Origin of the sequence: Marinobacter suaedae (assembly GCF_030519635.1) — a bacterium.
In the GTDB taxonomy this organism is placed as follows: Bacteria; Pseudomonadota; Gammaproteobacteria; order Pseudomonadales; family Oleiphilaceae; genus Marinobacter; species Marinobacter suaedae.
In genome coordinates this window covers 745,582-770,338 of sequence record NZ_JAUMIS010000002.1, presented here as the reverse complement: position 1 = coordinate 770,338, position 24,757 = coordinate 745,582, and the positions used below count along the sequence as shown (strand labels likewise).

Sequence of the window (24,757 nt, the reverse complement as noted above, 5' to 3'; positions counted from 1 at the left end):
AATGCATTGAGAGCTTGGGATATATAAATTCAAGGCTTGGGACCGACAAACCGGCTTTCGGTTTCCAGTACCAGGGTTGCGTCCACTTCGGACCGCGCTTCAAAGAAGATGGTGTTGTTGCTGGTCTCAATGGACTCGGGTGGAACATCCACGACGGTAGGCAGCGAACGGTTCTCGCCACTTTCGACGGTCACGGTCTTCTGGGTCAGGATCTGTATGTCTTCAAGGCCGCGAACGGACAGTGCGAAGGTCTGGGGAACCTCAGTCATGTTGGCGATTTTCACGGTATAGGAGTTTTCTATCCGGCCCTGGCCATTAAAGCTGAAGAGCGCCCCGCGATCTCTCAGGATATCCAGCTCTGCGGGAACCCGTGTGGCGATGGTAACAGCGACCGCCGAAATCATCAGCGCGAGCGCCGCGCCATAACCGAAGGTGCGTGGGCGGAGCAGTTTGGAGGGCTTGCCCTCGAGTTCATTCTCGGTGGTATAGCGGATCAGTCCTTTGGGATAATCCATTTTTTCCATGATCTCGTCGCAGGCATCAATACACAGGGCGCACCCGATGCACTCGTATTGCAGCCCGTCACGGATGTCGATACCGGTCGGACACACCTGCACACACTGGCCGCAGTCGATGCAGTCGCCCAACCCGGCTTCCGCAGGTGACACCCCTTTCTTGCGGCCACCCCGGGGTTCTCCTCGATTCGGATCGTAGGAAACCACCCGGGTATTGGGGTCAAACATCACCGACTGGAATCGGGCGTAGGGGCACATGTACAGGCAGACCTGCTCACGCATCCAGCCCGCGTTCAGGTAGGTGGCAATGGTGAAGAAAAGGACCCAGAAATAGGCCCAGCCGTTAGCCTGGAAGGTAAACAGGTCGGCGATCAGCTCGCGAATCGGATAGAAGTAGCCAACAAAGGTAAGGCCGGTTGCCAGGGCTATAAGTACCCAGACCAGGTGCTTGGTGGATTTTCGCGCCAGCTTTTCACCGGACATGGGAGCCTTGTCGAGTTTCATCCGCTTGTTGCGGCTGCCCTCAATGCGCTCTTCGACCCACATGAAAATGAATGTCCATACAGTCTGTGGGCAGGTGTAGCCGCACCATACCCGCCCAAACAGGGTGGTGATAAAAAACAGGCCGAACGCACTGATGATCAGCATGCCGGACAGCAGGATGAAATCTTTCGGGTAGAAGGTGGCCCCGTACAGGTGGAACTCACGGGCGGGAAGGTCGAAATGAATCAGCGGCTGGCCATCCAGTGTGATCCATACGAACAGGAAGTACATGCCCATCAGAAGGGTAAGACTGACGTTCCGTATCCGCTGGAAGAAGCCTTTGACTTCCTTGACGTAGATTTTCTTGCGACTGGCGTAGAGCTCTACGGTTCCGGTGTTTTTATTCTTATCGGAGGGGTCAGAGGATGGGTCAACCTGTTTGACCGGAATCTCACTGCTCATCAAAACCTCCCGATGAAAGACAACCTGCGGTTCAGGGATGTGGTGTCCTTGGATCCGCTCCTGTCTGAACCCGGTAGTTTCCGGATGCAGGCGGGAGAAGACCAGACCGGGGCAGAAGCCCCGGCCGGATCAGTCAGTCGTTCGACAGACTGTACACGTAAGCAGCGAGAATCTGGATCTGGTCCTCCGTCAGACGGCCGCTCTGGGCGGGCATCTGGTTCTGGCGACCATTGACCACAGTTTCTTTTATCCACTCGTAAGTGGAGCCGTACAGCCAGACATCGTCGGTCAGGTTGGGGGCACCGACGGACTCCATGCCTTTGCCTTCCGGGCCGTGGCATGCGGCACAAGCCTGGGCGAAGACTGCCTTGCCAGCTTCTGCTGCGTCTGCGTCTTTTTCGCGACCGCTGAAGCTGAGCACGTAGTTGACCACCTGGTCCACTTGCTCGTTGGTCATGTTCGGCATGACGCCCTTGGCAGGCATGTTACCCATACGACCGTTGTGCAGGGTTTCCAGGATGGCCTCCGGCGTGCCGCCGTAGAGCCAGTCATCGTCAGTCAGGTTAGGGAAGCCCACCTGTCCGCGAGCGGCCGAGCCATGGCAAACGGCGCAATTGTTGGCAAACAGACGCTGACCGATCTTCAGGGCGTCTTCGTTGTCAGCCAGTTCGGCAACCGGTGTATTGCCATACTGTGCGTAGATCTCGCCAAATTTCGCCTCAGCCTCTGCCACTTCCGCTTCCCACTGGTTGTGGGACGTCCAGCCGAAAAGGCCTTTCCAGTTACCCAGGCCCGGGTACAGGGCGAGGTAACCGAGCGCAAAAATGCAGGTTCCGATGAACAGGTACAGCCACCATTTGGGCATCGGGTTGTCGTATTCCTCGATGCCATCAAAGGAGTGCCCCATGGTACGGTCGGTTTCAGTGTCTGTGGTCTGGCTCTTGCGAACTGCCCACAGCAGCCATGCGCAGCCGAAAATCGTACCGAGCACGATCACGCTGATCCAGATGCTCCAGAAGGTACTCATTGCTTTTTCTCCGTTTTTTCCTGATCAAGAGTTCGCTGGTCAGCGTCTTCATCGTCGAATGGCAAATGCGCCGCTTCATCGTTGGCCTTCTTTCGGTGGGCACTGTAGGCCCACCAGACGATGCCAAGGAAGATGGCCATGACCACAAGGGTGTGAATTCCGCGAAACTCGTTTAAATCCATGGGGATCACCGCTTCTCTGTGATCACAGTACCCAGCTGTTGCAGGTATGCGACCAGAGCTTCGATTTCAAACTTGCCCTTAACCTCATCAGCGGCATTGGTGATCTGTTCATCGGTGTAGGGCACGCCCAGGGTCTGCAGGGTTTCCATCTTGTCCGCAGTCTTGGTGTGGTCTACACGATCTTCAAACAGCCACGGGAAGGCCGGCATATTGGATTCCGGTACCACGCTGCGCGGATCGTACAGGTGCTGGCGCTGCCAGGCATCGGAATAACGGCCACCAACGCGAGCCAGGTCGGGACCGGTACGCTTGGAGCCCCACAGGAACGGGCGGTCGTACACAAACTCGCCCGCCACGGAGTAGTGGCCATACCGCTCGGTTTCCGCACGGAAGGGGCGGATCTGCTGGGTATGGCACACGTGGCAACCTTCACGGATGTAGATGTCACGTCCCTCCAGTTCAAGCGCGGAGTAGGGCTCAAGGCCTTCCACCGGCTCATTGGTTTCTTTCAGGAAGAACAGGGGAACAACTTCCACCAGGAAGCCACCGCTGATCGCAAGAATGATCAGCACGATCATCAGACCGAGGTTCTTTTCAACAATTTCGTGTTTAGTCATCTGGTGTCTCTCCCGTTACGCCGCCTGAGCTGCCGCATTGTCAGCGGCCGGCTGTTTGTTGCGAACGGTCATGTAAACGTTGTAGGCCATGATCAGCATGCCGCTCAGGAAGATAACGCCGCCAAGGAAACGGACCAGGTAGCCCGGATAGGACGCTTCCAGAGATTCGACAAAGCTGTAGGTCAGGGAGCCGTCTGCGTTCACAGCGCGCCACATCAGGCCCTGCATGATGCCGTTAACCCACATAGCCACGATGTAGAGCACGGTGCCAACCGTTGCCAGCCAGAAGTGAACGTTGATCAGCGCCGTGCTGTACATGCTCGGGAGACCCCAGAGCTTGGGAATCAGGTGGTAAACCGCACCAATACTGATCATGGCAACCCAGCCCAGCGCACCGGAGTGTACGTGGCCGACGGTCCAGTCAGTGTTGTGAGACAGCGCGTTGACAGTCTTGATGGACATCATCGGGCCTTCGAAGGTGGACATGCCGTAGAAGGACAGGGAAACCACCAGGAAGCGCAGGATCGGGTCGGTGCGCAGTTTGTGCCAGGCACCGGACAGGGTCATCATGCCATTGATCATACCGCCCCAGGAGGGAGCCAGCAGGATCAGGGACATCACCATGCCTGCGGTTTGGGCCCAATCTGGCAGGGCAGAGTAGTGCAGGTGGTGACCGCCGGCCCAGACGTAAGTGGCGATCAGTGCCCAGAAGTGAACGATGGACAGACGGTAGGAGTAAACCGGACGGTTAGCCTGCTTCGGCACGAAGTAGTACATCATGCCCAGGAAGCCGGCGGTCAGGAAGAAGCCTACTGCGTTGTGGCCATACCACCACTGCATCATCGCGTCTGTCACACCTGCGTAGGCAGAGTAAGACTTGAAGGCGCTGGCCGGCAGGGCCAGGTTGTTACCAATGTGAAGGCAGGCCACGGTGATGATGAATGCACCGTAGAACCAGTTGGCGACATAAATGTGCGGCGTGCTGCGTTTCATCACGGTGCCGAAGAAAACCAGTGCGTAGGTCACCCACACCACGGCAATGGCGATGTCGATCGGCCATTCGAGCTCAGCGTACTCCTTGGCGCTGGTAAGGCCCAGCGGCAGGGTAATAGCGGCTGCCACGATGATCGCCTGCCAGCCCCAGAAGGTAAAAGCAGCAAGGCTATCGGAAATCAAGCGTGCCTGACACGTGCGCTGGACCACGTAATATGAGGTCGCGAACAGGGCACTTCCACCGAAGCCGAAGATAACGGCGTTGGTGTGCAACGGCCGCAGACGGCCGAAGTGGGTAAAGGGAAGGTCGAGGTTGAGGGCTGGCCAGTAGAGTTGCGCTGCGATCAGCACGCCCATGGCCATTCCTACAATACCCCATACCACTGTCATGATGGCAAACTGTCTCACCACCTTGTAGTTGTATGTCAGGTTTGCATTCACTGTGCTCATAGCCTTACCAATGGATTTAGAGTGGGGAAATATGCGGGCGCAAGTATGGAGAAACCATTAGCTCTTTGCAATGACTCAGGTCAACTCCTCAACCCAGTTAAGTGCGCGCAAATCAGCAACATGGCATCCTTGGCGACCAAGGTATTTATACGGAATGCCAGAAGGCAAAAGGTCGCTGAGTGACCTGTAATGATAGACCCTGATTTGGTGAAGGTGAAAATTGTAGTGTGGATAAAAAAACAGGGCTTTGAAAATCATCCCAGAGCCTTTCTGGTTCTGGCTCACGGAGCGGGTGCACCGGCTGATTCGCCGTTTATGGAAACGCTGGCAGACGCACTGGAAGCGCAGGGTGTCGCCACCGTTCGCTTCGAGTTTCCTTATATGGAAAAACGGCGAGAAGACGGCAAGAAGCGTCCGCCGGATCGTCAGCCCAAACTGCTTCAGTGCTTCTCCGAGGTGGTTGAGTCGGTTCGCAAGGATATGCCCGGTAACGCCCTGCTGCTGGTTGGCGGTAAGTCCATGGGCGGTCGAATGGCCAGTATCCTGGCGACTCAGCGCGGAGGCATTGATGGGGTGATCGGCTTCGGTTATCCGTTTCACCCGCCCGGAAAGCCGGATCGCTGGCGCACGGACCACTTTGACAAGATCGACTGTCCGTTTCTGTTGATTCAGGGTACCCGCGACCCGTTCGGCAAGCGGGACGAGGTCGAAGAGCCTGGGCGGTCTATAGAGCGTGCCGATTTGCACTGGTTGGAAGGTGGGAATCACGACTTCCAGCCCCTTGCCAAGCAGCAGAGCAGCCAGCGGACCCTTATAGAAGAGGCCGCTGTCGCTTCAGGTCGGTTTGTCGAGAATATTCTGGCGGGCTAGGCCAGATTCAAAATGGTGCTGCTGGCGACGGTAACACAGTTGCGCCCGTCGGATTTGGACTTGTACAGGGCTTTATCCGCCCGTTTGAAAAGGTCGGTGATGCTTTCGTTGGCATTCAGGGCGGCAATGCCAGCGCTCACCGTGATGGATGTGAAATTACCATCCGGTGTCTCTACCTCGGTGTTCTGGATGTCGTCCAGAATGTTCTCGCAAACGCTGAGCGTGCCGGTTAAGTCCGTATCCGGCAACAACAGGGCAAATTCCTCGCCACCGAACCGAACAGCCATGTCCCGCGGGCGCTGGGCGTGTTTCTTGAGCACTTCTGCAATCATCTGGAGGAAGACATCGCCAAAGCCGTGCCCCCAGGTGTCGTTGATTCGCTTGAAGTGGTCCGCATCAATCAATGCGATGGTTAAAGGGGCTCCTTTTCGGATGGATTCGGCGCGAAGTTCTGGCAGCCGGGTGTCCATGTGACGCCGGTTGCTCAGGCCGGTCAGCGAATCGTTGAGGCTGAGCACGGCCAGCTGGCGGTTGGCTTTTTCAAGTTCCCGCATGGTATTTCGCAGCTGGGAGGTGCGCTCGTGAACCCTGGATTCCATTTCCGATCGAGCCCGGGATTCAACCGCGAGCAGCTTCTCGTTCAGCAGGCGCCAGCGTTGCACCATGGCGTAGTTCAGTAGCACAACCTGGCCGCCTACGGCGGTCTGCATCATTGCCTCGGTGGCCAGGAAGTTGGGAATGAAACCAAAGGCGGCCAGAGCGTAGATGACCACGCCGACCAGCATGGTGATCCAGGCCGATACGTACCAGAGTGCCGGCTGGTAGCCTTGTCGAAGTCTGGCTATTGAAACCAGCATCATGCAGGAGATGACTGCCACGCCAAGAATGGTGTTCATGGCGATAGTCGTCGTGTAGGGCAGGATAAAGGTCAGAACAAGAAAACCGCTGGACACCCAGATCAGGCTGGTCATGATGCGATCAGGCCATGTCTTTTTGCCGGCTTCAAGGAAAGAGCGGCTGAACAACAGCATTGCCAGGGAACAGAGTGCCAGGCTCACGGGAATCGACGTGTTGGCCAGGTCCGGGGTGTCTGGCCAGAAATACTGATTGGCGAAACCACCCATGGCAAACATGAACAGTCCCAGCGTGGTCATAAAAAAGGCGCTGTGGAAGTAATAGACCGTACGGGAGCTGAAGAACAGCAGTATGTTGAATACGGCAAGGATCAGCAGAGCACCGTAGAACATGCCGTGAGTCATGGTGAGCTTGTTGCTCTCGCCAATAACCTCGTCCGGCGTAACCAGTGAGAGAGGGACGTTCAGCGCGCCGCTGCTTTGAATGCGCAACGTAATGGTGCGTGCACCGTCCGCCCCGAGGGTGACGGGCAGAAGGAAATAACGATAATCTACGGCCCGTGTGCCAAAAGCGTGGCGGTCGCCTGTTGCCATCGTGGCTGGGGTCGCGTGACCGGACTGCCAGAAGGTGACGTTGTCCAGCAACGGGTAGCTGAGTTTCAGGTACCAGAATCCGGTTTCCTCAGAGGTGTTCTTCAGGTTTACCTGAATCCAGTAGACCGAATCTGTTTGGGTGAATACGAGGTCGTGTCCCTGGGCACTGCTCCAGCTCATGTCATTGGGCAGTTGAGTGGGAGACTGGGCGGTGTATGCGGGCGTCTCAGGGGAAGCTGTGTGGTAACACACGTAAGTCATCAGAGATTGCCGGGCACGGTCGTCACTGGCATCGAGCGTGGGGCAGCTATTCTTTTTCGTAGTTGTATCAGCAAAACCCAAGGCAGGTAAAAGGCACAGGCCAAGGGCCAAAAACAGGCGCAATACCGACGACATCATCAGTCCCCGAAAACGTATCGATATTGAAGTGTAATCAAAATAGACGCATTTGACTGTTAAATAGTTTCAAATTTTTGGAGTGGTTGTCCGCTGCTCGCAACCTACGGATATGTCATGGAACAAATTCTTGCGTTTTGCCGTCCTGGTTTCGAAGCCGAAGCTGGTCAGGAGCTCACCGATCAGGCGATCGAAAAGGGGATCTTCGGTTATTTCGAGCCTGAGCGAAATGAAGGCTTGGTCTGGTTTACCCTCGTTGATGAGAATTCGACCGATGCGTTCATGAACAGGGTCGATCTTCAGAATCTGGTGTTTGTTCGTGACTGGATTATGGTGCTGGAGCGTATCGAGCTGCCACAGACGGACCGCGTGGGTGCGGTTATCGAAAGCGTGCGTGGTCTGGAACGGGGGTATCCGGGGTGTGCGAGGCTGGAAGTTCGTTTGCCAGAAAATAACGACGATGGCGATCTGGGTAATTTTGCCCGCAAGTGGGTGGCGCCACTTTCTAAGGCCATGCGAGGAGCCGGGCTGTTACTGGCGGATCAAAACGCTTCGACGCCGGGTCGATTCGAAGTGTTGCTTCGCAGTTTTTCCGAGGCGGTTATCGGCATCAGTCTTCGGGACAATCGCGCCCGCTACGTTGGCGGTATTCCACGACTGCGCCTGCCTGCCTCGGCTCCGAGCCGCTCTGCGCTTAAACTGGAAGAGGCCTGGAAAGTATTCCTGCCACCCGAGCAGGAGCTGGATTATCTCGGTGGCGGGAAAAAAGCCGTCGATCTGGGAGCTGCGCCCGGTGGCTGGACCTGGCAACTGGTTCGTCAGGGCATGATGGTAGCTGCTGTCGATAACGGCCCGATGAACGAAGAGTTGATGGCATCCGGGCAGGTTGAGCATGTTAAAGCCGACGGATACGGCTGGCGGCCCCGGAAATCCGTCGACTGGATGGTGTGTGACATTGTTGACCAGCCGCGCAAAACGGCAAGAATGGTTGTGGACTGGATCGTTGGTGGATACTGCCGCTATACGGTCTTCAACCTGAAGCTGCCGATGAAAAAGCGTTATGAGGAGTGGCTGATTTGCCGTGATATCATCTTGCAGGGCTTGACCGAGGCCAACCTCGGATTCCGGTTCAGGGCTCGCCACCTTTACCACGACCGGGAAGAAATTACTTGTTTTATCGAGCGTACGGGGTGAGTTACTCCGGGTTTTCTAGAAGGCGCTTTGCTCCAGAACCGTGATGGCCTCATCCTGATCCATCATGGGAACCAGTTCCGCCATCAGGTTACGGCGTTCCTCGGAGTGATACCAACGATCCCAGTCCGCCTCGGAACGCCAGTTGGCGAGGGTGATCCGGTGGTTTGGGTCGTGGCTGTCAGACAGGGTCTCGCCGGAGATGAAGCCGGGCGCACTGACTGCTTGCTGGAGTACTTTACGGGCCCGCTCTTCGTAGGCGGATTCGAGGGTTTCAGCAATGTGACGCTCAATCAGTACCCGGATCATGGATCACCTCGATTTTTCGTCCTTAACTAAAGAAAAAACTAGCACATTCCCCTGAAAAATCAGGTAAACAACAGGAGATTGCTTTGACCGCTGACCACTATGACGCCGAACTGGATGCCCGTGGCCTCTACTGTCCCGAGCCGGTCATGATGCTGCACAACCGGATTAACGATGTGGACGAGGGGCAGCTGCTTCGGGTACTGGCAACGGACCCCTCAACCACTCGAGATATTCCCCGTTTCTGTCAGTTCCTCGGCCATGAACTGGTTCGGGAAGAGGAGCAGGAGGGCGTCTTCACCTTTGTGATTCGCAAGGGAGACGCCTGAGGCTGGTGTCAGCTGCCCAGGGTCTGTAGGTGTCTCAGAAACTGGTCGCGGTCCATTTCCCCGAGTACCCGCCGGTCGGATCGTTCCTGCCCATCGGTACCGAAGAACAGGATCGCGGGCGGACCGAACAGTCCGAGATCGTCCAGCAGTGCCTGCTGGGCAGGCGTATTGTCGGTCACATCGATCTGCAGCAGGGCAAAATCTGACATGGCCCGAGCCACCTGAGGATCGCTGAAAACATTGCGTTCCATGATTTTGCAGCTGACGCACCAGTCGGCGTAGAAGTCGAGGATGACTGCCTGATTTTGCGCCTTCGCCCGGGTGAGCATGGCTTGCATCTCAACCGGGGATTCCACCCTGTTAAACCCTCCATGCTGCACCGCAGCGGTGCCTGGATAAGTCGGTGCGGCGGCGGTATACGGCGTCAAAGGCTTGAGTGGGTCGCTGGCACCGCCGAGGGCGCCGGCCAGTAAGGCCAGGCCGTAGGCGAACAGCAGCAGTCCCAGACCTTTTCGAGTTCTTTCCCATCCTGCCCTGGCGGCATCAAACGCCCCCAACTGAACACCGGTGATGGCCACCAGCAAGGCCCAGAGTGTCAGAGCCAGCCAGGCCGGAACCAGGCGTTCAATAAGCCAGATGGCGACAGCCATCAACAATACACCGTACAGGTGCTTGACTGCCGTCATCCAATGGCCGGTAGTGGGCAGAAATTTGCGGCCGCCAACGGCAACCAGAATCAAGGGAACGCCCATACCCAACCCGAGGGAAAGCAGCGCGACGCCGCCAATCACCGCGTCCTGTGTGCTGGAAATATACAGCAGGCTGCCCGCCAGAGGGGCCGATACGCAGGGCGACACAATCAGTGCCGAGATTGCGCCAATCCCGAACAAACTGAACACCCGGGTACCGGTAATCCGGTGGCTGGCCTCGTTGAGTGGGTCACGGATAAAACGCGGGAGTTGAAGTTCGAACACATCAAACATGGACAGCGCGAACAGCACGAAAAGGCCGGCGAACACGCTCAGTACCCAGGGCGATTGCAGGTGCGCCTGCAGGTTGAAGCTGGCTCCGGCCAGGCCCGTGAGCACACCGGCTGCCGCATAGGTGAGCGCCATGCCCAGTACGTAACTGCCCGAGAGCACCAGCGCGTGGCCGGTGGTCTGGGTGTTTCGCCGGGACACCAGTGAGGAAATGATGGGAACCATGGGCAGGACGCAGGGCGTAAAGGTCAGGCCGAGGCCCAGGAGGAAAAACAGCCCCGCAATCAGGGCGATCGACTGGCTTTCCAGAAAACCGGCGAGCCCGGTAGCGGAATCCGTGTCCAGGTTAATACGAGTGCCATTCGAGGAAGGCGGGGAAGCATTGTTTTCCTCGCTGTCTGAGGCTGTGTCTGAGCCCCCAGGGTAAAACAGTACTTCTCGGGTTTGAGGTGGATAGCAAAGCCCTGCACTCGCACAGCCCTGGTAGGTCACCAGCAACTCGGCTTCTTTGATGCCTGCCGGCAGAGTGACCGGGACACGGGCTTCGATCGGGTCGTAAAAGACTTCCACCTCGCCGAAAAACTCGTCTTCGATTCGCTCGCCGTCCTGAGAAAAGGTTGGTGTGCCCAACTGGACCGAAGAGTCGTTGGCAGAGACACTGATTCGGCCACGGTAGAGGTAATGTCCGGGTTCGATATCCCAGAACAGCAAGGCAGCTCCGTCTTCTGTTCTGAAGCTGAATGGCAGGGCTTCGTCCACGGGCAGGAAGTCGTTGTTGCCCGGGCCGAACAGGCTACTGCCTCCGGAGCCAAGAGCCAGTGCTGGAGTGGAGGCTCCCAGGAACAGGAAAAGGCTGGTGAACAACGCCAGGATCTGGCTCAGTGTGCTTTGTCGGATGTCCTGGGGTACGGCTGTCATGGGTGAATCCGAATCCTCATTGTCTCTGATTGCTGGGAGCCTGGTGCAGGCCAGTTTATCAGTTGAGTGGAAGCCTGGCTGTTTCCGCTGCGAGGGACACCGATCAACGGTTTAAGTTCCCTCTGGTATTGAGCGGCTTAAAGTCGCACAATAGCCATCCACTATGAATCTCAGTCCGAACGATCTTATCATGCTGTTCAATGACGTGTTTCGGGAAAGATACCGGACAATTCTCGTCAAGGGCAGCCACGAACCCGAATACATTCCTGCCGATGGTCCAGAGGGGCTAGCGCAGGTAGTGTTTGCTCATGGCTATTATGCCAGCGCGCTGCACGAAATCAGCCACTGGTGTATTGCTGGTGAGTATCGGCGCACACTCCACGATTACGGTTACTGGTACTGTCCTGATGGCCGGACCGCCGAACAGCAGCAGGCGTTTGAGCAGGTGGAAGTGAAGCCTCAGGCGATGGAATGGCTGTTTTCCCTTGCTGCAGGTTCCCGTTTCCACATCAGTGTGGATAACCTGTCCGGCGCCGGGGCCGCGGATGAGCCGGGGTTCCGGCGGAAAGTCAGGGCTCAAGCCCAGCATTACCTTGAGCAGGGGCTGCCTGACCGGGCTGATGATTTTTTTAACGCATTACTATCGTTTTATGGCACCAGAGCGGGGTTGATACAAGCGTGGCGCCAAGATGCTGAACGCATCGCTCCCCTGACGTGCACATCGAATTTTTCGAGGAAAACTGAGGCTGTATGACATCTGACCCAAAACACACTGGCGACCTGCGTTTCCGTGATCTGAATCTGGACAAGCGACTCCTGGACGCCATTACCTCGATTGGTTTCGAGTATTGCACGCCCATTCAGGCGGAAACCTTGCCGTGGACCCTGGCTTGCGAGGATTTGATCGGCCAGGCCCAGACCGGCACCGGTAAAACCGCGGCATTCCTGATCACCGCTATCCAGACACTGCTGGAAGTTCCAATTGACCCGAAGGAACGCTTCGCTTCCGAACCCCGGGTGCTGGCGCTCGCCCCAACCCGGGAACTGGCCATGCAGATTGCCAAAGATGCCGAGGAGTTGTGCAAACATACCGGCCATAACGTGGTGACTGTTGTGGGTGGTATGGATTACGACAAGCAACGTGACCAGTTGCAGAACCAGATCGTTGACATCCTGGTGGCCACCCCGGGTCGCTTGATTGACTTCCTCGGATCCCAGGATGTGTTCCTGGACCAGCTCGATATCCTGATTCTGGACGAAGCTGACCGGATGCTCGATATGGGCTTCATTCCGGACGTGAAGCGGATCATTCGGAAGTGTCCTCAAAAGGAAGATCGACAGACCCTGCTGTTCAGTGCCACCTTTAACCAGGACGTGCTGAATCTTGCCTCCATGTGGACCCAGAATGCCGAGTTTGTCGAAATTGAACCGGAACAGAAGACCGCCGAGCGTGTAGAACAGACCGTGTTCCTGGTTGGAGACGACGACAAGGTGCAGGTGTTGGTGAACTACCTGAAACGCCCTGAGGTGGAAAAAGCAATTGTGTTCGCTAACCGCCGTGACCAGTGCCGCGACCTTGAAGAGGACCTCCGAAATCAGGGCGTTAAGGTGGCGCTGATGTCCGGAGAGATTGCTCAGAATAAGCGTCTTAAGACCCTCGACAAGTTCAAGAAAGGGCAGATTCAGGTACTGGTGGCGACGGATGTTGCAGGTCGAGGCATCCACGTCAATGGCGTAACCCATGTCTTTAATTACAACCTCCCGGAGAATGCCGAGGATTACGTGCACCGTATTGGCCGCACGGGCCGGGCCGGGACGAGCGGCGTTTCCGTCAGTTTTGCTGGTGAGGAGGATTCATTTGCGTTGCCGGCGATTGAGACCTACATCAGCCAGAAACTGAAGACAACGGTACCCGATGAGGAGTTGATGCAGCCGATGGAGAATCCTCCCATCACCCGAAAACGTGGTCGCCGCAGTCAGGGTGGGCGTGGTGGCCCGCGCCCGAGAAGGAACTAACAGGGACGGATGTCATCATGCTGATCGTTGCAGACGAAAATATTCCCCTGGTGGACTCGTTCTTTGACGACTTTGGTGAGATTCGTCGGGTCTCAGGTCGCCACATGGGGCCAGATGACGTCAGAGAGGCCGACGTACTGCTGGTCCGCTCGGTGACGAAGGTCGGTCGGGAACTGCTTGAAGGCAGTCGGGTCCGGTTTGTGGGCACAACCACCATTGGCACTGATCATATTGATCTCGAGTGGCTGGAGCCGGCCGGCATTCGGTTCGCCTCTGCACCCGGTTGCAATGCCAACAGTGTTGCTGAATATGTGCTGTCAGTGGTGTCGGTGTATGCAGAGAAACAGGGGCTTGAGGACTGGACCGAACTGACCGTAGGCATCGTCGGTGCCGGTAATGTAGGTGGCGAGCTTTCCCACAAGCTGGAGCGTCTGGGTTTCGAGGTCCGGTTGTGTGACCCTCCCAGAGCAGAGCGAGAGGGAGACGAGGGACCTGAATTTGTTTCCCTGGAGCAGGCGCTCGCTTGCGATGTGGTGACGCTTCACACCCCGCTCACCCGAGACGAGGAGCATGCCACCTACCATATGATCGGGGCAGACCAGCTGGCAGGGCTCACCGGCGAGCAATTGCTGATCAACGCCGGACGCGGGGAAGTGATCGACACCCAGGCACTGGCAGATCGGCTCGATGCGCCCAATGCACCATTGGTGGCTCTGGATGTCTGGGAGCAGGAACCCCGGATTGATCCGGGGCTGGTGGATCGGGTCTGGATTGCCACGCCGCACATTGCGGGCTACAGCCTGGAAGGCAAGGTAAAAGGCACAGAGATGATTTATCAGGCTCTGAGTGGTTTTCTCGGCCTGCCGGTACGAAAGAAGTCTGGACAGTTTCTTCCTGAGCCGGCATTGAGCAAAGTTGCGTTTACCGGCGCGGCGGAAGAAGATCGCGCCATCTGTGTGGCGTTGAGGGCTTGTTACGATCCAAGAGGTGACGATGGCCGCCTGCGCGCTGCAATGAAGGGCAATGCAGAAGAGCGGGCGCTGGCGTTTGACCGGTTGCGGCGCAACTATCCAGTTCGCAGAGAGTGTTCGAGCCTGAACGTCCAGCTCAAAGGTACCAGCAAATCGTTGCAGGACAGCTTCCGGGCGGTAGGGTTCAAACTCAAGATCTGATGTTCGAAGATTCAAAGCAAAAAGCCGGGGCAATGCCCCGGCTTTTTTTGTTACAGGCTGGCTGTTTGCAGGGCCTGGATGCGGTCTTCCAGTGGCGGGTGGGTCATAAAGAGGGCGCTCAGGCCGGCCCGTGCTCCCCGGTTGATTCCGAATGCCTGCAGGGTGTCTGGCATCTGGTCCGGCACTTCGCTTTCCTGTTTCAACCGCGCCAGTGCGTTGATCATGGCCGATCGCCCGGCGAGCTGGGCGCCCGCAATATCCGCGCGATACTCGCGACGTCGGGAGAACCAGAACACAATGGTGCTGGCCAGAATGCCAAGCACGATTTCGGCAACGATGCTGACAACAAAGAAGCCAATGCCGTGGCCGCTTTCGTTCTTGAAAACCGCGCGATCAACGAACGAACCGATGACCCGGGCGGCAAAGATCACGAAGGTGTTCACGACACCCTGAATCAATGCCAGAGTCACCATGTCACCATTGGCAACGTGGCCAATTTCGTGCCCCAGAACGGCCCGGATCTCGTCCTTGTCGAAGCGGGTAAGCAGTCCTTCGCTTACGGCCACCAGGGCATCGTTCTTGTTCCAGCCGGTGGCAAAGGCATTGGACTGGCTGGCCGGGAAGATGGCTACTTCCGGCATGCCGATGCCGGCCTTCTTGGAGAGTTCGCTAACGGTCTCCACCAGCCAGCGTTCGGCCGGCGTTTGGGGTGTTTCAATAACCTTGGCGCGGGTACTCCATTTCGCCATGGGTTTCGACATGAGCAGGGAGATGATGGCGCCGGCGAAACCGAACACCGCCGCAAACGCCAGTAATGGTCCGTACTGGATGCCGTGTTGGGATAGATAGCTGTCGACACCCAGCAGTCGAAGCGTAAAGCTTGCGACCAGAATCACCGCCAGGTTGGTGGCCAGGAACAGCAGAATTCGCATGTCGTGTCTCCGTACTGGTAAACGAACACTGATGAAGTAAAACCCGAGCTTCTGATATGAGGGCGTGGCTCACACGTTCAATACCTCTAGCAGAACTTTAACCCGGGGTGTCCTCGAAAAAAGCGGTTTGCACGGCCTCGCTGATCCGGCCTGAGTGTCCACTCTTAAGGGCTTGGCGGATACGGTGGATGTGGGTGGACAGATCTTTTTGCACCGAGTCCGGGAGCGCTTCCCTTTCGACGGACTCCCGAGGCAGAGCCTGGTGTTCCAGGGTCGGGCTGCTTAGGCGCACAAAGGCTTTCTGGGTGAGTACCGCCTGATCCAACGCGTCCTGGCGAATGGTGTCCACGTAGCGCAACAGACCTTCCTCCTGAAGCCAGAGCAGGGCGCTGAAGCATGCCATGTGGCGTTTGCTGTGCAGACCGAACTCGTCCGGCTCGTCGGGGCCGGCGATATCCTCGACAAAGACGTTTACCCGGCGGGGGAACGAGCCGTAGAGCTGCACCAGGGCTATGGCAACGTCCTTGTAGAATTCCTCCACATGAATATCGGCCATGGGATCTCCGTTACTGCTGATAATTGCTGAGGAACCGGCCAAGCCTGGCCATGGAGTCCTCTAGTACGTCTTCCCGTGGCAGGAATACAACCCTGAGGTGCTGCTTGTCGTCGATATTGAACGCTGAGCCCTGGACCAGAAGGATTTTTTCCTGCAGAAGCAGGTCCAGTACCAGCCTCTCGTCGTTGGCAATCGGGAAGTATTTGGGATCCAGTTTCGGGAAAAGGTACAGCGCTCCCTGTGGTTTTACGCAACTGACGCCGGGGATGTCATTAAGCATGCGCCAGGCCGTTTCCCGTTGCTGGTAGAGGCGACCTCCCGGTGTGACCAGATCGTTGATCGACTGGTAGCCGCCGAGGGATGTCTGTATTGCGAGCTGGGCGGGGACGTTTGAACAGAGACGCATATTCGACAGCATTTCGATGCCCTCGATCAGGTCCCGGGCCCGGTGCTTGGCGCCGCTGACAATCATCCAGCCGGACCGGTAGCCGGCAGCGCGGTAGTTCTTGGACAAGCCGTTGTAGGTGAGAAACAGCACATCGTCGGCCAGCGACGCGGTAGAGACGTGCTGGGTCTGGTCGTAGAGGATCTTGTCGTAAATCTCGTCCGACAGGATGATGAGGTTGTGCTCGCGAGCCAGCTCAATCACCTGTTCCAGCAGTTCCTTTGAGTAAACAGCACCGGTCGGGTTGTTGGGGTTAATCAGAACAATCGCCCGGGTGCGAGAGGTGATTTTTTTCTTGATGTCGTCGAGGTCCGGAAACCAGTCCTGCTGTTCGTCGCAGCGGTAATGAACCGGCTTGCCGCTGGACAGGGTGACTGCGGCTGTCCAGAGCGGATAGTCCGGGGCCGGGATCAGTACTTCATCACCGGTGTTGAGCAGGGCCTGCATGGACATCACGATGAGTTCGCTGACGCCGTTACCCAGGAAGATGTCGTCTATATCGACTTTGTCGATGCCGCGCTGCTGACAATAATGCATGACGGCCTTGCGAGCGGAGAAGAGTCCCTTGGATTCTACATAGCCCTGAGCCTGGTGCATGTTGTAGATTACGTCCTGCTGAATTTCTTCAGGGACGTCCAATTCAAAGGCCGCAGGGTTGCCGATGTTGAGCTTGAGGACCCGATGGCCTTCTTCTTCCAGGCGGCGCGCCTCCCGAAGAACCACTCCGCGTATTTCGTAACATACGTTATCCAGCTTGGCGGACTTGTGGTAGTTCTGCATGGGAGACTCACTTCCTTGGTTAGTGTGCTGTGATCAATGTTATTGATTTGAGGCTCTTATTCTAGCTGAGCACGGGGAGCCAACAACAGGGCAATTGTGATGAATTGTGGCCTGCTTTGCGGGTTTGGAGCGAAGCCGGGGAGTGGGTGAGGCCGGTCATCAGGGAGTGTGCCTAGGGTTGTTTTACGCCTAAAATTGTGCACAATCTAATTGCAAGAAATTTATGTTCGGAGAAATCAAGGAGAGTCGCGTGTCCGAATCGAGTATTTACGACTTCACGGTGAATGATATTCAGGGAAACGAGAAGAGCATGGCGGATTACCGCGGCAAAGTCCTTCTCATCGTCAATACGGCCAGCAAGTGTGGCTTCACCCCTCAGTTTGAGGGGCTTCAGGCTCTGTATTCGGATCTTCAGGAGAAAGGGCTCGAGGTGTTGGGCTTTCCCTGCAACCAGTTCATGAATCAGGATCCGGGCAACAACGAGTCCATCAGTGAATTCTGTAGCCTGAACTATGGGGTTAGCTTTCCCATGTTTGCGAAGATTGAGGTCAACGGTGATGGAACTCATCCCCTGTACCGCTTCCTCAAGAAAGAGGCCAAAGGCCTGATGGGAACCGAAAAGGTCAAATGGAATTTCACCAAGTTCCTGGTGGGTCCTGACGGTGAGGTTGTGCGCCGATATCCGCCCACGGCCAAGCCGGAAGATATTCGCAAAGACATAGAAAAGCTGCTGTAGACATGGCCGGAACAGACAACCCTCTCGCGCTGGATAATCAGGTCTGCTTCGCGCTGTACGCCGCCAATCGTGCGGTGACAGCGCGTTATCGTCCTTTGCTGGCGGAGCTGAATCTGACCTACCCGCAATACCTGGTCATGCTGGTATTATGGGAAGGGGAGGATGCCGGCGATGTGATCCGGGTGTCTGATCTGGGGCATCGGCTGCGATTGGATTCGGGAACCCTCACGCCCTTGCTCAAGCGTCTGGCCGAGCGGGGGCTGATTGAGCGGCGCCGGAGTGAGCAGGACGAACGCGTGGTAACCGTGTCGCTAACGGATCAGGGCCGAAGCCTGAAAGCGCAGGCCAGGTCTGTGCCTGAGCGGTTGCTGTGTGGTCTGGGTGTGGATGAGGGCCGACTCATGGCCCTGCGCAAGGAGCTCAGGGCAGTTCTGAAGTCGCTGGAGGCATCGGCGCCCAACGATTGACAATTTCCTCCAGCCGGGACCGGTTGTAAGGTTTGGTCAGGTAGTCGTTCATCCCGCAGGCCAGGCAATCCTCTTTGTCGCCCTCCATGACATTGGCGGTGACAGCGATAATTGGCAGGTCTCTCAGACTGGGATTCTTCCGAATCTCTCGCGTGGCCTCATAGCCATCCATGACGGGCATATGGCAGTCCATCAGTACCAGGTCGTACGATCCCGATTCGAATGCTTCCAGAGCCTCCCGGCCATGCTGGGCGGTGGCAACGCGGTGGCCAAGCTTCTTGAGAATGCTGGCCGCCACCAGTTGGTTGACCCGGTTGTCCTCTACCAACAGTATGTCGAGCGTCAGATCTGCTGCTGGCGGTTCGAGGTCGACGTTGGAATCCGCCTCGAGTGGCCCCCAAGGCAGGCCGGCGGCGTGACACAGGCATCGTAACAGTTCCTCTCGGCGCACCGGCAAATTCAGTGCATTGGTGTCGGCCAGTTTGGAGGTGTGGGCGCCAAGACGATCGGTAAGCACCACACCAGGTCCTTTCCAGTGCTTGGCAACGGCCATGCCGCTTGAATCATCATCGGCAATCAGGGCGATGAGAATGCCCTGTTTGGACTGCCCGACCTCCCGGGTGGGAATGCCCCAAGCCGACAATTGTCGTTCGATGGGGCGGCGATGAGGGTTGGACTTCGGTATGGCCAAGGCCACACCAATGGTACGGAGGCTTTCAGCAACTTCTGGTAATTTTCCGGGTGCATACTGACCTTGGATGGCCAGTGGCAGGGAAACCCTGAATTGCGCGCCCTTTCCCTGTTCCGACTCCACCTGGATTCGCCCGTGCATGTGTTCCACGAGCTGCTGGCAAAGTGTCAGGCCCAGCCCGGTTCCGCCATAGAGTCGGGTGGTTTCAGCATCAGCTTGGGAGAAGGGCGAAAAAATCCGCTTGAGACTGTCTTCCGGGATACCAATGCCCGTATCAGTAACCTCAAGGGTCAAACTGCCCCGGTCATGACTCGCCTCAATTCGAACCGTCCCGGCCTCGGTAAATTTGACCGCATTGTTCAGCAGGTTGTTAAGAACCTGGCGAATCCGGGTCGGATCGCCAATCAGGCTATCGGGCAATGTGGGGTCGATGTCGCAGACCAGTTCAATCCCTTTTTCGTGCGCTTGCTGGGCGTGCAGGGACGCCGACTCCTCAATCAGTTTGCGGGGATTGAACGGTATGTTTTCCAGATTGAGCTTGCCGGCTTCGACCTTCGAGATGTCCAGTATGTCATTCAGCAGGCAGAGCAGGTTTTCACCGGCCTTCAGGGCAATATCCAGTCGTTCCCGCTGATTCGCTTCCAGTTCGCTCTGCAGGGTTAATCCCAGCATCCCGAGCAAGCCGTTGAGCGGCGTTCGGATCTCATGGCTCATGTTGGCCAGGAAACTGGCCCGGGTTCTGGCTCGCTGGACGGCCTCTTCCTTGGCCTTGATAAGAGCCTGGTTGCCTCGTTGCAGGGCCTCGTTTTTCTCGGAGATTTCCCGGGTTCGGTCTTTTACCTCATGCTCAAGGTGGTTGGAGTGGTTTTTCATGGCGCTTTCCGCCGCGCGCAGCTGAGCCAGGCTTGAATCGATCGTGTTCAGGTGCTGATTGATGATCGTGACGAGGGTGCCGATTTCGTCCTGTTCGTGAGTCCTTGGTAGCGGCAGGCGAGTCTTTTCCGGCGATTTGGTATCGACTCTGCCCAGCGCGCCAATGACATTCAGGAGGGGGCGGGTAAGGGCGAGGTAAAAGATGCCCAGAAGGGCTGCCGACAAGGCAAGGCTTTTAAGAAGCCCACTGATCAGCGTGTAAGTGGCCCGCTCCAAAAACTGAACACCGTAGTGGTAGGTGTCGATGGTGAGGGTCAGTCGCCCAAGCTCAAGGTTGTCGTGTTGGGTCGTCTGCAAATCCTGGGTAAAGACCCGGTTTTCCTCGAACAAAAGGTCGCTGGCCCAGCGGTAGGGGGAGTCCGGGCTCCGGCCGCTCGAGGCGGCCATGGTGAAGTCTTCGTTGTCGATAATGCGGGCATCGATGACTGCGGGGTGCTTCAGCAGGCCGTCCAGCAGTTCGTTGGCCAGGATAATATCGATGTTGTAGGCGATCTGGGAGGCAGGGCTGATACTGATGTCCATCAACGCATGGATTTCATCCTCCATGGAGTCCCGTGCCTTGAAGTATTCGAGATTGATCTGGATGAGGTTGAGGATGAGTCCCAGCGCCATGGCTACCAGAACGGTGTCCCGGGTGAGGCGTTTTGACAGATGTTGCCTGAATCCTGACATCACTGCTTTATCCAATCTCTGTTGGCGGTACCCTGAAAATACTCAACTGTCATTGTCGGCCCGCTTTGTCATCCGCTCTTCCTTGTGGAGGGGCTGGCCCGATTCCCGGTCCCGCCTGGCTTGAAGCCCCGTGCTGGCGGTTTCCTTACCATCGACATTCAGCGCTTCCAGTTCCCTGATACGTGTTCGGAAGCTCTTGATAGCGCGCAATGCGATGGGATTATCCCGCGATTTGCCGAGTTCTGTACTGGCAAGGTGGTAGGCCTGGATCGCTTTTTGGATCCGGTTCTGCTTTACATACTCCCTGGCCTGGAATACGTGCATGTCGGCGTCGGTTTTATGAGCAAGGAACCGAAGGTACTTAAGATTTTTCCTGGCGGTGGCTGAATCTATCTTGCCGTCTTTGTGCATGCCCTCGATAAGAGTAGCAAGACTCTGGAGGCGTCCCTTTACCTCGCCTGCACGTTCCGGAGAGTCAATTTTGACCGGCTTCCGATCGTCCCCGTTGTCGAGAATCTGTTGTTTGGTCTGTTGGCAGGATTCTAGCCAGTTTTGGGCTGGCAGGTCTGCCCTAAGGCGTGTCAGTTGACGGCTGGCGTATTCCATCTGGTTCACAAGCAGTAGCTTGAGTTCGGCATTAAGGTATTGGCCTGGAATGTCCGAGAGCAGTCCAAGGGCATGGTTGTAGGTGTTTTCATTGGCGGTGGTTTTTCGCAGCCTTTCAATCCGGGCGCGTCTCCGCATTTGCCTGATACCAATGAAGACAATCGAGGTGACAACCACAGCGGCAAGGATGGAGACGATAGTTGTTGTGTTCATCGGTCAGTCACAAACTCCGGACTTGGAAGAAACAGATGCCCATCGCGGCCTATAGGTCTTGATAGCATTCAACCACTCACATAAAAGAATACCAGAAATGAATCGTTTGCCTTATTCGGAAGGGTGATGGTGATATTCAGCCATAGATGTCATGAATCTTTCTGCTTGTGTATATTGTTCGAATGAATGATGTGTGAGCGAGGCACCGATCTCAGGTTGCCATTTTCCCGGAGCTGCTGATGGATCTTTCCCGAGTCGATTTGAACCTGCTGGTTTATCTTGATGTTCTCCTGCGGGAGCGAAATGTCACCAAGGCTGCCAACCATCTTGGCATAACCCAGCCTGCGATGAGTAATGGCCTGAGACGCCTGCGAGACTTGTTTGGTGACCCTTTGCTGGTGCGCACAAGTGAGGGCATGACTGCTACGGAGCGAGGGCGCGAGTTGCAGCCGGCGGTAAGGGGCATTCTCTCGGATATTGAACAGGCCGTGCAGGAAAAAAACCCTTTCTCGGCACAGGAAAGTCACCGGGTATTCCGGATTATGGCCAGTGACTACGCCGAATCCTGCCTGATGCCCCGGGTACTTCGTCGGATTCGCCAGGAGGCGCCCCACGTCACCCTGGATGTGCTAACACCAAGTGACGTCAGTTTTCTGGACGTGGAGCAGGGTCGGCTGGATATGGCCATCAACCGCTTCGATAAGATTCCCCAGTCATTTCACCAGAAAATTCTCTGGACCGAGTACTTTGCCTGCTTGATGAGTGCCCGGAATCCAATGGTCAATCAGCCGTTCACCCTTGATACCTACCTGGACGCCAGTCATATCTGGGTCAGTAAAACCGGTTTTGGTGTTGGCGTTGGGGTGAATCCCAAAGACGTTCAGCGCCTGGGGTGGGTGGATGAGGCTCTTGCCCGAATGGGGCGGAAACGGCAGATTTCTGTGTTCACCCGGCACTACCAGGTAGCCATGCTGTTGGCCGAGCAGCACGACCTGATTGCTACCCTGCCATCACGGGCAGCCTGGCTCCAGCGAGGCAACACCGATCTGGTGGTGAAAGTGCCCCCCTTCGAGATTCCTCCGTTTGAGTTGAAGATGGCGTGGAGCCCTTTGCTGCAGCACAACACGGATCATCAGTGGTTACGGAAGTTGATTCTTGAGGTGGCCGAGGAGGTGGACGCGGAGTTCGTGCCATTTGGCGCGCAGTTTGAGTCCAGTGATTTGCCGGCTACCGGCCACTCAGAGCGGTAGCTCCCTTAGTTCCAGTGAGCTGCGACCGGCGTCCCACATGCGCTGGAAATTCTCCGATAGCAGTTTCACCCGCCCGCTGTCTGAGAACTTGGCGACCCCCTCGGGCTTGTAGAAATCGTGGCGGAAAACCACGCCCTCCCGATCGGCCAGGAGAAACGGCTGGTCTTCGGACGGATGGTCGTCGCTGGTCAGTCGGAGCTCAATTTTGCTGGGTAACCGGCGCATCAATTCCACCAGACGGTGCCGCCGTTTCACAAGCGGTTTGTCGTCGTGAATGAGCAGGCGAACCTCGCTCAGCCTGTGGCGGCGAGCGAGCTGGGATATCAGTTCGCGAAACCGGAAGCGATCGTACAGCTCGTGCTCCAGAAACCGGTCATACAGCCAGATTCTTTGCCGGGCCTGTCCAGCCACCGAGTCCATTAGGCTGAGCATGTGCTTTTCTTCGCTAAACAGCCAGCTGGTGTCGTCCTCGCCGAGTATATGAGGGGTACTTCGATCCTTGAGGAACTGGCTCACCAGGTCCGGCGACAGGCAGCGCATGTCTACATGAGGAATGCCGGCATCGTCGTAGAGGTCGGAACACACGTGGAAGCCTGAACGCTGATAAAAGGGAATCGCGTACTCCTGCGCGGAGAGCACAATTTCCGGGTGGCTGACAGCGGCATCGTTCATGACGTGCCGAAGCAAGGCTTCGCCGATACCCTGGCCGCGAAACTCGGGAAGTATGGCCATCCGGCCTATGTGGGCCGTCTCGCCCGGCGTCCCGAAAAGCCTCGCTACCCCGGCGGGTGTGTTGCCGGGCAATACCGCCAGATAGTGATCGGCGATCTCGTCGGTGTCATCCCATTCCAGCTCGGGAGGGACACGTTGCTCCCGGATAAACACCTGCTCCCGGATGTCCCGGATGTGTCCCGGCGCCAGTTGCCAGCTGTACTTCCTGAACTTGAGGTTCATGTCACCTGGTTACTCGAAATACAGGGAGCCCTGATTGTACAGGTTGCACAGGAGTCCCAGCAGGGCCTCGTCTTCTGCAAATCGGGTCAGCTCGTGCATATCCACCCGGGCTGCGGCACAAAGCAGGGGAGCGAGAGGGCGAGCGTCACCGCGCAACAGGTACTGTTCCCCGTCGACGAACAGGGCCGTTTCGTCGTCCAGATTGTGGTAGGCGAAACGTGATCCTTCATTCCAGCGAAGTGGTTGCTGATCCTGGATCAGGTCTGCCATCTGTTTTGGTTCCAGCGGTTCTTCAGTGGGTACGACGATATCCATGTTCTTCGGTGCCGTGGTGTACTGGCCGAACCACAGAGATAGTTGGCGCCGGTCGCTGAGTTGCTCACGAATAAGGGCGTCAAGCTTGTCGATGACCTCCGGGCCGATGGTGCCCGGGTTGTGCTGCAGTGCCAGATCAGGGTCCGTCAGATGGGCCTCGGCGCCGGCCTGGTTGCAGAGGTAGTCGGTGAAGCCGGTCAGGATGTCATCTACCGTGGGCGCGCGAAATCCGACCGACAGGGTGATGCAGTCGTTCTCAGCAACGCCGTGGTGGCCCACGCCAGGCGGCAGGTACAACATATCCCCGGGTTCGAGGGTAACGGTTTCTTCCCCTTCCCAGCTGCTGAGAATTCGGAGGGGCGTTCCTTCCACCCGGGGGGATGTGTGGTCGCAGTGGCCGCCGAAGGTCCAACGTCTTTGCCCCTGAGCTTGCAGCAGGAAGACATCGTACTGGTCGTAATGGGGCCCGACACTGCCGCCTTTGGGCGCAAAACTGGCCATGATATCGTCCAGGCGCCAGTTGGGGATAAAACGGAAGTGTTCCAGCAGGTCTGCAATTTCCGGTACCCAGTGATCCAGCCCCTGAATCAGCAGCGTCCAGTCATGTTCGGGTAGCTCACTGAAACGGTCCGGACTGAACGGGCCGTTGTGTAACTGCCAGGGTTTACCCTTGTCGTCTTCGATGACGATGCGGGATTCCACCCCTTCCTCGCAGGCAAGTCCGGCCAGTTCATCGGCGCTCACGGGGCATTGCAGGCCGGGAAATGCCTGGCGGATGACCAGTGGTTTTTTTTGCCAGTAGTCGCGCAGAAACTCTGCAGCAGTGAGTCCGCCAAGCATGTCCATGGGTGT

General features: G+C 56.9%; 24 protein-coding genes. 9 read left to right on the top strand and 15 right to left on the bottom strand.

Annotated elements, in window-relative coordinates; translation table 11 throughout:
* Positions 1-29 precede the first annotated feature (29 nt).
* The 5 genes from ccoG to ccoN form a co-directional block, all read right to left on the bottom strand.
* On the bottom strand, positions 30-1,460 hold the full coding sequence (gene ccoG, locus QVZ43_RS12405) for a cytochrome c oxidase accessory protein CcoG (RefSeq protein ID WP_302910180.1): 1,431 nt from the start codon (positions 1,458-1,460) through the stop codon (positions 30-32).
* A 133-nt stretch (positions 1,461-1,593) separates the two neighbouring features.
* Complete coding sequence (gene ccoP, locus QVZ43_RS12400; RefSeq protein WP_302910179.1) at positions 1,594-2,487, bottom strand: cytochrome-c oxidase, cbb3-type subunit III; 894 nt, start codon at positions 2,485-2,487, stop codon at positions 1,594-1,596.
* Positions 2,484-2,669, bottom strand: a complete 186-nt coding sequence (locus QVZ43_RS12395) for a cbb3-type cytochrome oxidase subunit 3 (protein ID WP_206642800.1) — start codon at positions 2,667-2,669, stop codon at positions 2,484-2,486. Before QVZ43_RS12395 ends, ccoP begins: the two co-directional genes overlap by 4 nt.
* Before the next feature lie 5 nt (positions 2,670-2,674).
* A complete protein-coding gene (ccoO, locus tag QVZ43_RS12390) occupies positions 2,675-3,286 on the bottom strand; it encodes a cytochrome-c oxidase, cbb3-type subunit II (protein ID WP_302910178.1) in 612 nt (203 codons plus the stop codon).
* 15 nt (positions 3,287-3,301) lie between these two features.
* Positions 3,302-4,729, bottom strand: coding sequence for a cytochrome-c oxidase, cbb3-type subunit I (ccoN, locus tag QVZ43_RS12385; protein WP_302910177.1), 1,428 nt, complete (start codon positions 4,727-4,729; stop codon positions 3,302-3,304).
* A 225-nt stretch (positions 4,730-4,954) separates the two neighbouring features.
* Here ccoN and QVZ43_RS12380 point away from each other — a divergent pair, with 225 nt between their 5' ends.
* Positions 4,955-5,599, top strand: coding sequence for an alpha/beta family hydrolase (locus QVZ43_RS12380; protein ID WP_338140898.1), 645 nt, complete (start codon positions 4,955-4,957; stop codon positions 5,597-5,599).
* On the opposite strand, the gene QVZ43_RS12375 is transcribed toward QVZ43_RS12380, so the two are convergent.
* Positions 5,596-7,308: a sensor domain-containing diguanylate cyclase gene (locus QVZ43_RS12375; protein ID WP_302910176.1), complete on the bottom strand. Its 1,713-nt coding sequence runs from the start codon at positions 7,306-7,308 to the stop codon at positions 5,596-5,598. The genes QVZ43_RS12380 and QVZ43_RS12375 overlap by 4 nt on opposite strands.
* Positions 7,309-7,560: 252 nt before the next feature.
* Here QVZ43_RS12375 and rlmM point away from each other — a divergent pair, with 252 nt between their 5' ends.
* Positions 7,561-8,637 carry a 23S rRNA (cytidine(2498)-2'-O)-methyltransferase RlmM gene (gene rlmM, locus QVZ43_RS12370; protein WP_302910175.1) on the top strand — a complete coding sequence of 359 codons (1,077 nt, stop codon included), beginning with the start codon at positions 7,561-7,563 and terminating at the stop codon, positions 8,635-8,637.
* 15 nt (positions 8,638-8,652) lie between these two features.
* Here the strand turns inward: rlmM and QVZ43_RS12365 are convergent, their stop codons facing one another.
* On the bottom strand, positions 8,653-8,943 hold the full coding sequence (locus QVZ43_RS12365) for an antibiotic biosynthesis monooxygenase family protein (RefSeq protein WP_223793264.1): 291 nt from the start codon (positions 8,941-8,943) through the stop codon (positions 8,653-8,655).
* A gap of 83 nt (positions 8,944-9,026) precedes the next feature.
* Between QVZ43_RS12365 and tusA the strand changes: the two genes are divergently transcribed.
* Positions 9,027-9,269, top strand: coding sequence for a sulfurtransferase TusA (gene tusA, locus QVZ43_RS12360; RefSeq protein WP_223793265.1), 243 nt, complete (start codon positions 9,027-9,029; stop codon positions 9,267-9,269).
* Between the two features lie 8 nt (positions 9,270-9,277).
* Here tusA and dsbD read toward each other — a convergent pair whose 3' ends face one another.
* Entirely contained in the window at positions 9,278-11,167 is a 1,890-nt protein-coding gene (gene dsbD / locus QVZ43_RS12355; RefSeq protein WP_302910174.1) for a protein-disulfide reductase DsbD, read from the bottom strand.
* Positions 11,168-11,330: 163 nt separating this feature from the next.
* On the opposite strand from dsbD, the gene QVZ43_RS12350 reads away from it, so the two are divergent.
* From QVZ43_RS12350 to pdxB, 3 genes are read left to right on the top strand one after another with little or no spacing between them, the layout of a single operon-like run.
* Positions 11,331-11,921, top strand: coding sequence for an elongation factor P hydroxylase (locus QVZ43_RS12350; protein WP_223793267.1), 591 nt, complete (start codon positions 11,331-11,333; stop codon positions 11,919-11,921).
* The gene (gene rhlB, locus QVZ43_RS12345) at positions 11,918-13,183 is read left to right on the top strand and encodes an ATP-dependent RNA helicase RhlB (RefSeq protein ID WP_302910173.1); all 1,266 of its coding nucleotides are present in this window, start codon (positions 11,918-11,920) and stop codon (positions 13,181-13,183) included. Before QVZ43_RS12350 ends, rhlB begins: the two co-directional genes overlap by 4 nt.
* A gap of 17 nt (positions 13,184-13,200) precedes the next feature.
* Positions 13,201-14,355 carry a 4-phosphoerythronate dehydrogenase PdxB gene (gene pdxB, locus QVZ43_RS12340; protein ID WP_223793269.1) on the top strand — a complete coding sequence of 385 codons (1,155 nt, stop codon included), beginning with the start codon at positions 13,201-13,203 and terminating at the stop codon, positions 14,353-14,355.
* A 50-nt stretch (positions 14,356-14,405) separates the two neighbouring features.
* On the opposite strand, the gene htpX is transcribed toward pdxB, so the two are convergent.
* The 3 genes from htpX to QVZ43_RS12325 all read right to left on the bottom strand — a co-directional run bounded on the left by htpX (position 14,406) and on the right by QVZ43_RS12325 (position 17,068).
* A complete protein-coding gene (gene htpX / locus QVZ43_RS12335; RefSeq protein ID WP_302910172.1) occupies positions 14,406-15,287 on the bottom strand; it encodes a protease HtpX in 882 nt (293 codons plus the stop codon).
* Between the two features lie 97 nt (positions 15,288-15,384).
* Complete coding sequence (locus QVZ43_RS12330) at positions 15,385-15,843, bottom strand: hypothetical protein (RefSeq protein ID WP_302910171.1); 459 nt, start codon at positions 15,841-15,843, stop codon at positions 15,385-15,387.
* Positions 15,844-15,853: 10 nt separating this feature from the next.
* Positions 15,854-17,068 carry a pyridoxal phosphate-dependent aminotransferase gene (locus QVZ43_RS12325; RefSeq protein WP_302910170.1) on the bottom strand — a complete coding sequence of 405 codons (1,215 nt, stop codon included), beginning with the start codon at positions 17,066-17,068 and terminating at the stop codon, positions 15,854-15,856.
* 250 nt (positions 17,069-17,318) lie between these two features.
* Between QVZ43_RS12325 and QVZ43_RS12320 the strand changes: the two genes are divergently transcribed.
* Both QVZ43_RS12320 and QVZ43_RS12315 read left to right on the top strand, forming a co-directional pair.
* A complete protein-coding gene (locus QVZ43_RS12320) occupies positions 17,319-17,804 on the top strand; it encodes a glutathione peroxidase (protein ID WP_302910169.1) in 486 nt (161 codons plus the stop codon).
* A 2-nt stretch (positions 17,805-17,806) separates the two neighbouring features.
* The gene (locus QVZ43_RS12315) at positions 17,807-18,271 is read left to right on the top strand and encodes a MarR family winged helix-turn-helix transcriptional regulator (RefSeq protein WP_223793274.1); all 465 of its coding nucleotides are present in this window, start codon (positions 17,807-17,809) and stop codon (positions 18,269-18,271) included.
* On the opposite strand, the gene QVZ43_RS12310 is transcribed toward QVZ43_RS12315, so the two are convergent.
* On the bottom strand, positions 18,225-20,567 hold the full coding sequence (locus tag QVZ43_RS12310; RefSeq protein WP_338140896.1) for a hybrid sensor histidine kinase/response regulator: 2,343 nt from the start codon (positions 20,565-20,567) through the stop codon (positions 18,225-18,227). The genes QVZ43_RS12315 and QVZ43_RS12310 overlap by 47 nt on opposite strands.
* Before the next feature lie 42 nt (positions 20,568-20,609).
* Positions 20,610-21,386 (bottom strand): hypothetical protein, encoded by a 777-nt coding sequence (locus QVZ43_RS12305; protein WP_302910167.1) that lies wholly within the window; start codon positions 21,384-21,386, stop codon positions 20,610-20,612.
* 239 nt (positions 21,387-21,625) lie between these two features.
* On the opposite strand from QVZ43_RS12305, the gene QVZ43_RS12300 reads away from it, so the two are divergent.
* Entirely contained in the window at positions 21,626-22,636 is a 1,011-nt protein-coding gene (locus QVZ43_RS12300) for a LysR family transcriptional regulator (RefSeq protein ID WP_223793277.1), read from the top strand.
* Here QVZ43_RS12300 and QVZ43_RS12295 read toward each other — a convergent pair.
* A complete protein-coding gene (locus QVZ43_RS12295) occupies positions 22,625-23,590 on the bottom strand; it encodes a GNAT family N-acetyltransferase (protein WP_302910166.1) in 966 nt (321 codons plus the stop codon). The genes QVZ43_RS12300 and QVZ43_RS12295 overlap by 12 nt on opposite strands.
* A 9-nt stretch (positions 23,591-23,599) precedes the next feature.
* Positions 23,600-24,751: a cupin domain-containing protein gene (locus QVZ43_RS12290; protein ID WP_302910165.1), complete on the bottom strand. Its 1,152-nt coding sequence runs from the start codon at positions 24,749-24,751 to the stop codon at positions 23,600-23,602.
* Positions 24,752-24,757: the final 6 nt, after the last annotated feature.

Coding starts and splice junctions, on each gene's coding strand:
- ccoG (WP_302910180.1), bottom strand. CDS start 1,460: ATGAGCAGTGAGATTCCGGTCAAACAGGTTGACCCATCCTCTGACCCC.
- ccoP (WP_302910179.1), bottom strand. CDS start 2,487: ATGAGTACCTTCTGGAGCATCTGGATCAGCGTGATCGTGCTCGGTACG.
- QVZ43_RS12395 (WP_206642800.1), bottom strand. CDS start 2,669: ATGGATTTAAACGAGTTTCGCGGAATTCACACCCTTGTGGTCATGGCC.
- ccoO (WP_302910178.1), bottom strand. CDS start 3,286: ATGACTAAACACGAAATTGTTGAAAAGAACCTCGGTCTGATGATCGTG.
- ccoN (WP_302910177.1), bottom strand. CDS start 4,729: ATGAGCACAGTGAATGCAAACCTGACATACAACTACAAGGTGGTGAGA.
- QVZ43_RS12375 (WP_302910176.1), bottom strand. CDS start 7,308: ATGACTTACGTGTGTTACCACACAGCTTCCCCTGAGACGCCCGCATAC.
- rlmM (WP_302910175.1), top strand. CDS start 7,561: ATGGAACAAATTCTTGCGTTTTGCCGTCCTGGTTTCGAAGCCGAAGCT.
- QVZ43_RS12365 (WP_223793264.1), bottom strand. CDS start 8,943: ATGATCCGGGTACTGATTGAGCGTCACATTGCTGAAACCCTCGAATCC.
- dsbD (WP_302910174.1), bottom strand. CDS start 11,167: ATGACAGCCGTACCCCAGGACATCCGACAAAGCACACTGAGCCAGATC.
- QVZ43_RS12350 (WP_223793267.1), top strand. CDS start 11,331: ATGAATCTCAGTCCGAACGATCTTATCATGCTGTTCAATGACGTGTTT.
- rhlB (WP_302910173.1), top strand. CDS start 11,918: ATGACATCTGACCCAAAACACACTGGCGACCTGCGTTTCCGTGATCTG.
- pdxB (WP_223793269.1), top strand. CDS start 13,201: ATGCTGATCGTTGCAGACGAAAATATTCCCCTGGTGGACTCGTTCTTT.
- htpX (WP_302910172.1), bottom strand. CDS start 15,287: ATGCGAATTCTGCTGTTCCTGGCCACCAACCTGGCGGTGATTCTGGTC.
- QVZ43_RS12330 (WP_302910171.1), bottom strand. CDS start 15,843: ATGGCCGATATTCATGTGGAGGAATTCTACAAGGACGTTGCCATAGCC.
- QVZ43_RS12325 (WP_302910170.1), bottom strand. CDS start 17,068: ATGCAGAACTACCACAAGTCCGCCAAGCTGGATAACGTATGTTACGAA.
- QVZ43_RS12315 (WP_223793274.1), top strand. CDS start 17,807: ATGGCCGGAACAGACAACCCTCTCGCGCTGGATAATCAGGTCTGCTTC.
- QVZ43_RS12310 (WP_338140896.1), bottom strand. CDS start 20,567: ATGTCAGGATTCAGGCAACATCTGTCAAAACGCCTCACCCGGGACACC.
- QVZ43_RS12305 (WP_302910167.1), bottom strand. CDS start 21,386: ATGAACACAACAACTATCGTCTCCATCCTTGCCGCTGTGGTTGTCACC.
- QVZ43_RS12300 (WP_223793277.1), top strand. CDS start 21,626: ATGGATCTTTCCCGAGTCGATTTGAACCTGCTGGTTTATCTTGATGTT.
- QVZ43_RS12295 (WP_302910166.1), bottom strand. CDS start 23,590: ATGAACCTCAAGTTCAGGAAGTACAGCTGGCAACTGGCGCCGGGACAC.
- QVZ43_RS12290 (WP_302910165.1), bottom strand. CDS start 24,751: ATGGACATGCTTGGCGGACTCACTGCTGCAGAGTTTCTGCGCGACTAC.